This is a genomic window from Acidobacteriaceae bacterium, from assembly GCA_028283655.1.
Lineage (GTDB): Bacteria > Acidobacteriota > Terriglobia > Terriglobales > Acidobacteriaceae > Granulicella.
Genome location: JAPWKE010000003.1, coordinates 3,117,174 through 3,129,740 on the forward strand (window position 1 = coordinate 3,117,174; position 12,567 = coordinate 3,129,740).

The 12,567-nt window shown below is 61.6% G+C and carries 6 protein-coding genes; all 6 read right to left on the reverse strand.

Going from position 1 to position 12,567, the window contains the following annotated elements; genetic code table 11:
* Positions 1-50: 50 nt before the first annotated feature.
* Genes PW792_15795 through PW792_15820 form a run of 6 tightly spaced genes read right to left on the reverse strand, consistent with a single transcriptional unit; the run spans position 51 to position 12,547 of the window.
* On the reverse strand, positions 51-1,685 hold the full coding sequence (locus PW792_15795; protein MDE1163386.1) for a glycosyl hydrolase family 28 protein: 1,635 nt from the start codon (positions 1,683-1,685) through the stop codon (positions 51-53).
* The gene (locus PW792_15800) at positions 1,682-2,764 is read right to left on the reverse strand and encodes a hypothetical protein (GenBank protein MDE1163387.1); all 1,083 of its coding nucleotides are present in this window, start codon (positions 2,762-2,764) and stop codon (positions 1,682-1,684) included. Before PW792_15800 ends, PW792_15795 begins: the two co-directional genes overlap by 4 nt.
* Complete coding sequence (locus PW792_15805) at positions 2,764-6,438, reverse strand: hypothetical protein (GenBank protein ID MDE1163388.1); 3,675 nt, start codon at positions 6,436-6,438, stop codon at positions 2,764-2,766. Before PW792_15805 ends, PW792_15800 begins: the two co-directional genes overlap by 1 nt.
* Positions 6,439-6,442: 4 nt before the next feature.
* Complete coding sequence (locus PW792_15810; protein ID MDE1163389.1) at positions 6,443-8,689, reverse strand: GH92 family glycosyl hydrolase; 2,247 nt, start codon at positions 8,687-8,689, stop codon at positions 6,443-6,445.
* A 23-nt stretch (positions 8,690-8,712) separates the two neighbouring features.
* Entirely contained in the window at positions 8,713-10,968 is a 2,256-nt protein-coding gene (locus PW792_15815; GenBank protein MDE1163390.1) for a GH92 family glycosyl hydrolase, read from the reverse strand.
* 10 nt (positions 10,969-10,978) lie between these two features.
* Complete coding sequence (locus PW792_15820; protein ID MDE1163391.1) at positions 10,979-12,547, reverse strand: VWA domain-containing protein; 1,569 nt, start codon at positions 12,545-12,547, stop codon at positions 10,979-10,981.
* Positions 12,548-12,567 lie beyond the last annotated feature (20 nt).

A 12,567-nucleotide genomic window follows, 5' to 3' on the forward strand; every position in this document is an offset into this window, starting at 1 on the left:
CCCGCTCTGCGATCGCAGAGCGGGCCTTCCTTTTGCCTTCGGTAGAAGATCTACTGAACCTTTACCGCTTCGGCCTTCGCACCCTGGACAAGCGCCGCAACCTTCGCAGCGCGGCTCACTTCATTGCCGAACAGCGCAATCTCTGACGAAGCCTCACCAGCTACCTCGACAAACACCGCCGTCCCCTTTGGAGCACGCGTCCCCGACACCGAGGCTTCCTGCGTGCTCCGCAAGCGAATCAACGGCTCACCCTCCGAGGGGGCCTGCGCTGTAATCTGGCGCAACTCCAACGCCTGCACATCGTCCGTTGCAATCACCGGACGCGCATCCGCCTGCGACGAGTGGAACGTCACATCGCTGATCGAGATGCCACGCGCGTGCCGCACATACACTCCCGAAGCTGGTAGACGACCAAACATCCTCGCCTCCGGATAGAACTCGCGCTGCTCTGGCGGCGTCGCGTGGGCCCACGCACGTTCGCCCTTCTCCACCGAATGAATTGTCACATCGCGCACCGAAACATTCTCTACCGGCATCCCCGGCACGCCCATGATCGAACTCGTTAGCAACGCGCCACTCGCTTCGATCCCACGGATCTTGATGTCCCGCACAAAGCTCTCATGTCCCTTCGTGCGCTCACCAAGCCGTATAAACAGCGGCGTACGCACATTCTCCATGCGGATATTCGAGATCACCACGCCTTGCAGCGATCCGCCATCGACCATCTCCAATGCCACGCCCGCGATCACGCGTTCGTTCAGCGGCGAAGACGCCTCGTTGTAGATCACCGAGTTCGAAAAAGTAATGTTCTCAATACGGCCATGCGTCGCCGTTCCCACCTTGAAGCCGTTACAGCACGTCGTGAGCACACAATTCGTCACCGTAACATTCTTCGTCGGCAACAGCTCGCCATAAGGGTTTTCGCTCTTGAGGCAGATCGCATCATCGCCCGTCGCGATATCGCAGTCGGAGATGAACACATTGCGGCTCGCCGTAATGTCCATCCCATCCGTATTCGGCGCATAGATCGGGTTGCGCACGCGCACGCCACGAATCCAAACTGACTCACACGCCACCGGACGCATCGTCCAACTCGGCGCATTCGCCAGCGTCACGCCCTCCACCCGCACATTGCGGCATCGTGCGAACTCCAGCATCGGCGCAGGACGCCTGGGCGTCGCCGCCTCATAATCCCACGCGATCACATCGCCCCACATATCTTCCGGCTTCGGCGCAGGACGCCCCTTCTTATGCCAGAAGAACGAGCCGTTGCCATCAATTGTCCCCGCCCCTTCCACCGCAATGTTCTCTGCGTCGAGGGCAAAAATCAGGTGACGCCCATTCGCATCGCCTTCTTCCGGTGGCCCCGGATGATACGCATAATCGTCCACGCGCGAACTCCCCAGCAGCTTCGCTCCAGCCTCCACCCGCAGCGTGACGTTGCTGCGTAGCTGCAGACCTCCGCTCAGATAAACGCCGGGCCCCAGCACCACAACACCGCCACCCGCCTCATGCGCGCGATCAATCGCCCTCTGCAGCGCGGTCGTATTCAATGTGCGTCCATCGCCAACAGCGCCCTCGCTTGCAGCGACAAAGAGCCTGCTTTGCGCAGAGGCAGCCAGCGTTGATGCTCCCGCCACTCCTGACAGCGCAAGAAACCGCCGCCGATTCATCTCCGTGCTCACGACGCACTCCCCTTCGCAGCATCCAGCGTACTCATCAGCACCCACTCCTTCTCCTGCCACAGCCGCAACGGTCCAGCAGGCGCTCCCTGCTGCCCCGGAGGCACAAACCCATACGACGGCTGCGACCCATCCCAGCGATCACCCTTCTTCGCCAGCTTCGCTGTCGCCGCAATCTTCGGTGCAGCCTCAGCAGCTTCCGCTTCGCTCACAAACTTTGCCAGCCACAACGTACTCCCATACGCCCTGCGATGCAGCCCGAACGAGTAGTTATCAAACGCTGCCACCGCGCCCTTACCGTCCCACGCACCCGCCCGATAGTACTTGAACCGATGTATCTCCGTCGGCTCCACACCCGTATCCTCCAGCACGCCGCGATACTCATCCTCTGAAGCCTGCACATACGCCACACGCGTGTAGCCATCCACCGCTGTCGGCGCTAACGCCTCCTGCAACTCAAACTTCGGCACCAGCGGATCGCGGTCCAGCAGAGTCACCTCCGTCCGCTTCCATCCCGGCGAAGCCACCACCCCATTCACCAGGCCGCGGTCCACAAACGCACGCAAGGCCAACGCGATCGCCGCATCCGTCGTGCCCGTGATCGTCACCACCTCTGTTTCGTACGGCGCGGTCGGTATGTTGATCGCGTGCAGAAACGGATTGCGGTCCGCCTCCACATACCCAACCTCACCACTGAAGCCGCCAAATCCGTAGACATACACACCTTTCTCAGAGAACGTTGCCTCGCGCTGCCAGGCCGCCACCACTAACGGATCATCCGGCCGGCCCAGAACGATCAGGTGGTTGTACGCAAGGTCCTTCGGCGAACCGAGCAGCTTCTTCGTATCCGTAACCTGCAGCTTGCCCGTCGCCCCCATCGCCCGCAACAGAGGATGCGTCGCCGCAGCCTCCTGCAGCGACGCAATCGCCGTCGCCAGCGCAGAGCTCACACGGCCATCCACCGCCAGCAGCACACCGCGCGCCGGGGCAGCCGTAGCCTCAACAAACGCATGAAGCGCAGGCGTCTGCATAGCCAGCGCCAAACCACCACCCGCCACAGCTAAAAAATCACGACGACGCATCAGGCAATCTCCCGCAAAGCAATGATCTCCGCGTCCGCCGGACGCATCGGAACCGTAACCACCCAGACCTCGCCCTCACGCTTTACCTTGAACGGCACATGGTCGTTGACGCCACAGGCCTGCGCCGACTTCGCCGCTGCGTTCTGCACCTTCACGCGCACCTCCAACTCCCGGCCGCTCTCCATCCACTCTTCCACGACCACCAGGCTCGTCGTCCCCGAACGGAAGCCATATCCCGTCGCGCCCGCAGGCAACGTAAGTGGAGCCGCAAGAGCCTTCGTGATCTCCGGCTCCAGCTTCATCGCATCCATCGCGCTGAACGTCATGGGATCAGCCGCCAGTAGAGGAATGCCCATCTGCTTCAGCGCATCCACCCCCGGCCCGGCATCGCCGCCGCCAAAGCCCACCATCTTCACCCCGCGTTTTTGCAGAGCACCCACCGTTGCAATCTCAGCCTTGTTGAACATCGCAGGATTCAGCAGAACCAACGGAGCATCCCCTGTCCACTTTTCCAGCGTGCGCACGTTCGCTCCAAACGCAATCGGAATCCCCGCATTGCTCAGATACTCAAACGCACGCGAGTACACCGGGATCAACTCATTGGCTTCCAGCGCATCGCCACAACTGAACTTCACATGCGCCGGCTCGGCGTAGTAACTGCTGCTTACCACCAGCCCCGCGCCCAGCGGCGCTTCCGGAGCCAGCAACGTGTGCCGCTCCAGCATCAGCCACCACTGCTGCCAATCGTTGTCATTCATCGTGTACGCGATGCCGACGTTCGAGTTATAGCCGTACGTATACACCGAGCTGAACTGACCATCGTCCCAAACCATCCCACGCCATGCGCGGTCATACATCGCTCGCCGCGAAGGCTCCGTCGTCGACACCGGCGAGTGCCAATGCTCATTGTTCAAAATGCTCGACGGATAGCCCCACATGCCCTGCGTCGACACCTTCCACGCCGGGTTGAACGCAATCTCTCCAAGCTGCCGCCCCGTCGTCAGCGGCGAACTGTCCGAGATCATTCCCCACGTCGAGTCATCGCTCATCCCGCGAATCGTCGGAGCCAGCGCCGCAGCGGCCTCCGCACCCGCCACAATCGGCAAACCCTGCGCAATGATCGTCAGGTCTTTCTTCTCCGCCGCAAACGCTTCACGCATCTTGGTTACCGCATTGCAGTAACGCCCCAGATGCCACGCCTGCCATTCGGCTTCATGTTCGGCATGAATCTCCGCACCAACCTGGCTGCGCGTCTTGCCCTTCAACCCAGCCTTGCCCTGGCGACGCAACTCGCGATCGAACTCCACGTAATCCTGCCAGCCATGAAGCGCCGTTGTATCCGGCCCCGTGTCCCAGCGGTCAGAGAAGTCCATGTGCACCATCGGCGACTTCGTCCAGTTGGGATGCGCCTTCATGTGCTCCACCAGCAACGGCGTTGCGACATCGAAGAAGAACTGCCCATCCGCAAACGACTTCCACGGCGACGAGTAATGCCGCATGTCATCTTCCGACAGATACAGCCGACCAGAAGCTGTTCTCGCCCGCTGTCCAATCTGCTTCAACTGACGCGCATACGCCCACACCAGATCATCAGGCTGTCCCCAGCCGGAGACAATCTCAGCCGTACCCGTGCCAGTGTTGAAGACGTTGCGAAAGCCGCGCGTTACGATGAAGCCCAGAGCCGCACTCTCCACCGGCACAATGTCCGTAATGGGCTTCAGCGACCTCTCTCCCCGCGTCACCAGCACCGGCATCGACGACTCGCTGTGCCCCGCAACCGCACGCAAACGATAGAAGCCAAGCTCCGTCTCATTCGGCAGCTTGCACGGCACCTTCATCGCCTGGCGCTCACCGCCAGCCAACGCCACCTCCTGCTTCAGCAGCGACTTCGTCTCCCCGGTCAACGCGTTTTCCAGCGTCACCTCCAGCGTCTCCTTCGCTGCAGCAGGGGCCTCACCAATCCATCCCGCGATCCGGATATCTCCCAGCCACGGAGCCTGCCTGCGCTTGCCCGGCTGCGCGTTCACCCACGGAAACCGGATCGTCAGCTTCGTCACAGCCGCTGGCTGCTTCAACGGCACATACGCCTGACCATGCCCCGCGACGAACGCCTGCTCCAGCGGAGCACGCAACACTTCCTTGTCATCGAACTGGACAATCGCCATCAACGGATTGTGCTCCTCACCATCTCTGCTGCTGCCATCACTGCCCACAATGGTGAACGACGCCACGGTCACAGGCTTCGGAAACATAAACAGCAGCACATTGTCCGAGTTCGCCTTGCCCTGCCACGACGCCCACGCGTTAATCGCATCCACCGGACCCTTGCGATAATTCGTGGCCTCATCGTTCAGCGCCATCACCGACAAATTCGTTTTATCCACCAGGTCCACAACCGCAGCAAAGGGAGCAAGGTTTCTTAGGCCGTTCGACAACGTCACGCTCGCGTTCACCGTAGCTCCCGGCGGATACGCATAGCTCCCCACCGCGGCGCCCATGCGATTGCGGAACGCTCCAAAGTTATTCTCGTCCGGCTTATGAAACGGTGTCGTCACCGAGCCAACAGCGTCCGTATGCAGATGCACGCGCATCCCCGGACTCAGGTCCAGAGTCAACCGTCGCTCCGCAAGGATCGTTGACTCATCACCCGACAACGCCGCGATACGAACATGCACCGCATCGCGATACTGCAACGCCTGATAGCCCGTGCTAGACGCATGAGGCACCTGCAACTCAACCGGCACAGTCGCTCCCGGAGCAACGGTCACCACCGTCTTCGCAGGAACCACATCACCCATCAACGCGCCTTCCCACGTCAGTACGCGGGCAAACAAACGTACGTCCGCCGGTGCCGTCCCGGTGTTCTGCACCTGCACCACCACGCGCGATCCGCTTGCTCCCACGGAGATCTTCACCGCAGAACTCTCCGCAGCATCAACCTTCGCCGAGAGAGCACGCTTCTCCGTCAACCAACCAAGGAAACCAGCCCACAGGCCCCCTGCCTGCGGGGCGCTATCGAAGTTCACCACCGAACCAGCCAGCACCGCGACCCGGCCCGCGCCGTACTTGCCCGTCACCAGCAAAGGCTGCGCCGAGCGGTCGCTCGCGCTCACGCGGACCTGCCAGTCATGGTTCAACAACGGCCGTGTCCAAGCCTCGTTGTGCGGCTTTACCACGCGGTCCATCTTCGGGATGCGACGGTCGTAACGCTCATAGCGACCCTCCCCACGCTCCACCGCAGAGAACGGTCTGATCGGGAAGAAGTACGGCAGGTGAAGGCCCTGTGGTTCGCCCTTCGCAAAGAGCGTCTTGTCCCACGTCCCGGCTTCGATTGGCCTTTCATTCTGCGACTTGATGTAGCCAATCTGCGCGCCCCAGCCAATCGTCGGCAGCATCGCACTCATCCGTGCTGGCAGCTTGCCTGCGTTCCGCCCCAGTGACAGCACAAGGTTCGCGCCCAGCCGTACTGCCTCCTGAAGCTGCGCAATCTGTGCGTCGGTAAAGTCGCCGCTCGCCGGTGGCGAACCCGCTTCCCAGAACACAACATCCCCGGGGGCCGCAGCTATTACATCGGCAACACTCTGTCCGTTGCTCGCCTGCAAGCCAAGCTGCGCGGCCGCGCTAGCCAGATGGGCAGCGTCCGTTGCCCGAAAGTTTGTCCGCAACACACCCATGCGCCTACTTCCCTTCCTTGCTGTCGGAGACCGACGGAGGCATCGCTCCCGTTGGCCACGCCGACGGCTTTGCCGCCATATGCAATACCAGGCTTCCACCGCCGATCACATCGCGGTGCCGGAACCAGGCCCGATCCAACGGCTTGCCGTTCAACTCCGCATGATCCACATACTTGTTCTTGGCAGAGACTCCAGTCGCGGTAATCGTAAACGTCTTGCCGTGCGCCAGGTGCAACGTTGTGCGCGGCAGCGAAGGGCTTCCAATCAGATAGACATCCTGCCCTGCGTTTGGATAGATGCCCATCACACCAAACAGATACCAGCTCGACATCGCACCGGAGTCGTCATTGCCGGGAATGCCCGAACGCGTGTCGTTGTAGCTGGCAGCAAGAATGGACCGCAGATGCTCCGGCGTTTCGTCGGCATGGCGCGTCCACAGGTAGAGATACGGCGCCATGAAACCCGGCTCATTGCCCACGTCATAGCGGTCCTTGTTGCTCAGAAAGAGATCGAGACGATGCGCAAACGCATCCCCTCCACCAGCCAGCGTGACCAGCCGGGCATTGTCCTGCGGAACGAACGTCGAATACGTCCACGAGTTGCCCTCGTAAAACGTCTCTCCACCCCAGGTGCAGCCTTCAGCCCCCTTGAAGTTCGCACGCCAGCTTCCATCCGCATGACGCGGCCAGATAAAGCCATGCACACCCTCTTCCTCATACGCCGGGTTCCAAAGCTTCTCCCAGTTGCGCGAGCGTCCCATGTACTTCTCGTACTCCGCCTGCTTGCCCAGTCCCTTTGCCAGCACGGCTATCTCGTAATCGTCCGCGGCATACTCCATCTGCTTGGAGCCGGAGCGGTCAACGCCTTCGATCGTCAGATAACCCTTCGCCTTCCAGTCCGCAAGCCCGCCACGCCCCTCCATCATCTGATCCGGCGGAGCGTCTTCGGCATCATGCTGCACGGCGCGAAACGCGTCCTCCCAGATAATGCCCGGCAGGCCTTTCACATACGCGTCCGTAATCTCGAACTCGGCGTTGCTTCCGCCCTGCGTGCGTCCGTTGCTGTTGCCGCTACGCGCGTCCGGCAGCCATCCATCGTGACGGTAGATATCGATCAGCGCACCCACCATCCCGGCCTGTCGCTCCGGGGCGATCAACGTCAGCAGCGGGCCCGAGGTACGGAACGTGTCCCAGATGGCATAGAAGTCGTCGTAGTACGGCTCACTCGAACGCCAGCCGGGGTTCTCTCCCGTACGATCGGTCGGCATCAACATCGTGTGATACAGCGCGGTGTAGAACATCTTCCGCTGCATATGGCTTGCACCCTCAATCGCAATAGAGCCAAGCGCAACGTCCCACGCATGGCGAGCGTTTTCAAGCGCACGCGCAAAATCAAAGCCCGTAATCGCTTTTTCCGCGTTCGCTCTCGCCTGTGCTTCGCTCACGAACGAGATGCCCACCTTTACACCTACGCTTCGCGAAGCATGAGCGCCAAAGCCAACCCAGACGCCGGAACGCACACCACTCACGCGGCTCCCCACCTTTAGTGGGAGATCATCCTCAGCATCCTGCCAGCCGCGCATCGACACCATCGGTGCGTCCGTCATCAAGCTGAAAAAGACGCGATACGGCTTCTTCTGCAGGTTCCAACCGCCTACGACCGTGGTGGATCCATCGATTTCATGTGTGCTGACGATGTGCGCTTCTGACGCCACCGTTCGCTGATCTTCCCCCTGGTTGGGATAGCTGCTCAGGCAATGACCTGCATCAACCAGCAGGCCGTGCTCGCCACCTGTCGTGGGATATTGGAGGCGATAAAGTGCTGCTCGCGCGCTTGTCGTGAGGTCGACGTCTGTGGCGTATCGGTCCAGCCGAACGTGATACAGACCAGCCTCTACACGTTCGCCAGAACGCGGCGAAGCTGCATGTTCATGGGCGATTTTGCCAACTGTGGGTTGCAGGAGGATGTTGCCGTACTTGGCCCCGCCGCCCGTTCCGCTGACGTGCGTCTGGCTGAAACCATTGACGTCTCCTGCAGGCAGCCAACCGCCGTTGCCGGTGTTATCACCCACGTCAGGACCGGCTTTGACCATGCCGAATGGGACGGCGGCGCCGACGAAAACATGCCCTCCGCCTTCGCTGCCGATATAAGGGTCGACCCAGCGCGAAACCGGTTTTTGGGCAAAAATCGCGGTCGAAAATGACACCAAAACGGCGAAAGTGAAACGTTTCCATTTGAGTTTTTGCAGCATGCTAAATCGCCTTTCCTACCGGCTTATTGTTTTGACTGTCTTGTTTCGTACGAAGGCGAGGAGGCGGAGCTGCTCATCGAAAACGTGAGTTTCGCTCCTCGAACAAGGTCTGCATGGTCCAACGTCGTGGTCTTCACGGGGCGGCCATCGAGAGTTGCGCCAGAGACGTAGAACTTTGCTACAGACGCTCCAGGAGCTTCCATAACGAAGTCCTTGCCCGAGGGCTGATGGATCACGACCTTCGCAAACATCGGCGTGCCGAGTTCGTACTTCGTCGTGCCCGGGCAGGAGGGGTAGAAGCCCATGGCGCTGAAGACGAACCAGGCGGACATCTGCCCCGCGTCGTCGTTGCCAGGAAGGCCGCTTGCGCCGGTGGAGAACTGGCTGGCGAGGATTTCGTGCACATGGCTCTGCGTCTTCGCAGGATCGCCCGCAACGTTGTAGAGGTACGCAATGCCGTGGCTGGGTTCGTTGCCCTGATCGTAGAGACCGTGCGCGAAGAGGCCGTCGAGCTTTGCGACGAAGGGTTGATCGCCGCCCATTGCAGAGATGAGCCCGGGGACGTCCTGCGGGACGAAGAAGGTGTACTGCCAGGGCACGCCTTCGGTGATGTAGCTGGCCGGTTTGGCAGGATCGAAGGGAGTTACCCAGGTACCGTCAGCGTGGCGGCCACGGGCGAAGCCGACGGAGGGGTCGAAGACGTGACGCCAGTTGCGCGAGCGCATGAGCAGCACGTCGGCGTCTGCGGCGTGGCCGAGGGCGCGGGCGAACTGCGAGGCGGTGAAGTCGTCGTAGGCGTATTCGAGCGTGCGGGAGACCTGCTCGTTGCGGTGAAAGGCGTCGAGCACGTGTTCTTCGAGCGGCACGTAGCCGTAGTGCATGTAGCTATCGAGCGCGCGGCGACCTTTGCCGTCGGCGTAGACATCTTTGGGCGGAAGCGACATCGCGTTGCGCAGCACGAGCGTGTAGGCCGTGGGGACATCGAAGCCGCGCAGGCCCTTCACGTAGGCATCGACGATGACCGGCACGGCGTGATCGCCGATCATCTCCTGCGTGTAGCTGTTCCAGGTGGGGAAGATGGGCAGGAAGCCGCCTTGAACACCCTTGTCGACCAGCGACTGCACCATATCCTCTTCCCGCTTGGGGTCGAGGATGGTCAGCAACGGGTGCAGGGCGCGGAAGGTATCCCAGAGCGAGAAGTCGTCGTAGTAGGCCTTGCCGGGCGCAGCTTTGTGAAGCTGCCCTTCCTGTGCGAAGCCGTTGTAGGTGCCGTCTACGTCGCTGGCTACACGCGGAGCCAGCGAGGAGTGATAGAGGGCGGTGTAGAACTCGGCCTGCTGAGCAAGGGTGCCGCCCTGCACCTCAATGCGATGGAGCCACTCGCGCCAGTTCTTTTCGGTTGCGGCGCGCAGCTCGTCGAACGAGCGTGTCCCCACCTCTGCGTCGAGGTTCTTGCGGGCCTCGTCGAGGCTGGTGAACGACATGCCAATCCGCACGACGAGTTCGTCTTTTGGCAGAGCACCGAAGCGAACGTAAGCGCCCACGGCATCGCAGCCTTTGCCGTCCTGCTGCGCGGTGGCGTCATGCGTCTGTGCGCCGCACCATGTGCCGAAGCTTTTTGCCGTTGCCGCATAGCGAAGCACGAAGTAGCCACTGAAGCCTGCGGCCTTTCCTGCGCCCATGTAGATGCGATGCACCGGGTTATAGCCGACGATCTCATGCTGCGCCGGATGCACTTCCACGAAGCCTTCGCCCGGTCTGGAGTAGGGCTGGACGAGCAGGTTGCGTGCAGAGGACTTGCCGTCGAAGTGGATGCGGAAGATCGCAGCGTGGGAGGCACCGGTGATTTCAACACGGGTGTTGTAGCGGTCTTCGTCGACGGCGTAGTACGCGGGGCTCATCGTCTCGGTGCTGTGGCGATAGGCAGAGGCTCGCTGTTGCGGGGCGGTCTGCAGGTCGCCGGTAGTGGGCATCAACGTGACGGAGCCGTACTCCTGCGTGCAACTGCCGCTGAGGAAGTGGCTGCCGCGAAAGCCGGTGAGCTTGTGGTCGGCGTCGTAGTACGGCGCGATGCACTTGGCCTCGTTCGGACGCGTTTCCGGCGTCCAGTTGGTCATGGCAAAGGGCTCACCGACTGCAGGAAAGGTCTGCCCGTCGTGGGCGGTGCCGATGCGCGGATCGACGAGCGCGTAGACGTCGCGCGACTGCACCTGCGCGATCAATCCGCTGAAGGACGACACTGCCATGACCACACCTGCGAGCTTCCAACCGTACTTCAAACGAGTTCTCCTATCTCTTCTCTGGTGCATCGGCAGGGGTTCCCGAGAGGTGCACCTCTGTGGTGCCGAGGTGGCCTGAGGCGGCATCCCAGACGACGAAGCGGACGCGCGAAGCCCCCGCGGGCAAAGCTGTCTGGACCTGCAGGCGAGCGGGTTCGGAACGGCCGCCAGAGCCGCCAAACGGACGATGCTCGGTGAGGTCTTCGCTCTTGCGCTGCAGAAGCTTGCCGTGAGGATCGAAGACCGAGGTTACGAGTTTGAGGTGAGCCTCTTCGTTGTCGGCGAGCGGGTTCCAGGTGATTTCGTTCTGCGGGACGCCGACGACGAAGCTTCCTGCGGACTCTGGCTTTTCTACCGCACGCAGGTGCAACCCTGTGTAAACGAGACGGTTCTCCGCAGCCGCGTCAAGGTCGTACTTCGAGCGCGAGGCGTGGTTTTCAGGCAAGAGCTCGTTGCGGGCGTAGTAGCCGTCGCGGAAGCCTGCACTGAGCGACGGATCACGCAGCGTGACCTTGATCTTGCGGTATGCCTGGGCTGCGTCCGAGTGACTGGAGGGGCGGTAGGTGAGCGTGTAGAAGCTGGCACCATACTGTGCGCTGCGCGCGATCTGCCGATCAATGTCGTTGCGGCGACCGAAGATCTTGCCGCCGCTGGCGGTGGCAAGCTTGCTGAACGCGACGTCGGAGACGAAGGGGTCTTGCGAAGAGACGTCGCCGACCTGCGTGCCCATAGCATCGTTGGTGATGCGGATGCCGGTTTCAGAGGTCATGACGGCGGGGTCGATGGTGTAGAGCGTGACCCGGGCGTCGCGCATCATGTTCAAGGCCTGCTGCACGCCGGAGGTGATGCCTGCGACGGAGTTCTGGTCGAGCCCGGGGGCGGTGAGGTCGATGCCGGGAAAGCCGTGGCCGATCCAGAGGACGTTCTTGTGGCCGGGGTGACCGGCGGCAGCCTGGGTGACCTGCTCCAGGCCGCCGAGCGTGACGGCGAGTTGCTCCATGCGGCCGCCGCCGACTTTCAGGTTCCAGGGAAAGTGTGCGAGATGTTTGGCGAGGCCGCTTTCAAGCGCGGTGCGGTCCTGCGTGTAATCGACGATGACCTGCAGCTTCTTTTCGTTGACAGCGACGAGCATGGTGGGGACGGTGAGCGTTCCGGGCTGGCTTTCGAGATACTTCTTCAGCGCGTAACGGGAGTAGGCCATGTCTTCGTACGCGGTGTTCAACTCATCCAGAACAACGATGGTGGCGGGCGCCTGCGGGGCGATGCGTTCGAGGTCCGCGGTGGAGCGGATCTGCACGCCGCTGGGAACCTGATGCTCAGCCGGAGTTTCGAAGTGCGTGATGGTTTGCGGATCGCCATCTTCCGTGACGGAGAAGTCTTCGCGCTTCAAATCATTCCGAACGTCGCACTTGGCGTCCGTGACGACGACATCCAGCACGACGAGACGAGACTGCACGACGAGCCCGGGTGCCTGCGGCGCTTCAGGCTTGGTTTCCTGCGCACGCGAAGCTACTGCCGCAGAGAGCGAGAAGAGCAGTAGCGCGGCGAAGTGTTTTGTTATCGTTTTTGCTTCGTTCACCCGACACCTGTGAAGACTGA

What these genes read in the sequence shown, in the direction of transcription:
- PW792_15800 (MDE1163387.1), bottom strand. Translation starts at nt 2,764, where the DNA reads ATGCGTCGTCGTGATTTTTTAGCTGTGGCGGGTGGTGGTTTGGCGCTG.
- PW792_15805 (MDE1163388.1), bottom strand. Translation starts at nt 6,438, where the DNA reads ATGGGTGTGTTGCGGACAAACTTTCGGGCAACGGACGCTGCCCATCTG.
- PW792_15810 (MDE1163389.1), bottom strand. Translation starts at nt 8,689, where the DNA reads ATGCTGCAAAAACTCAAATGGAAACGTTTCACTTTCGCCGTTTTGGTG.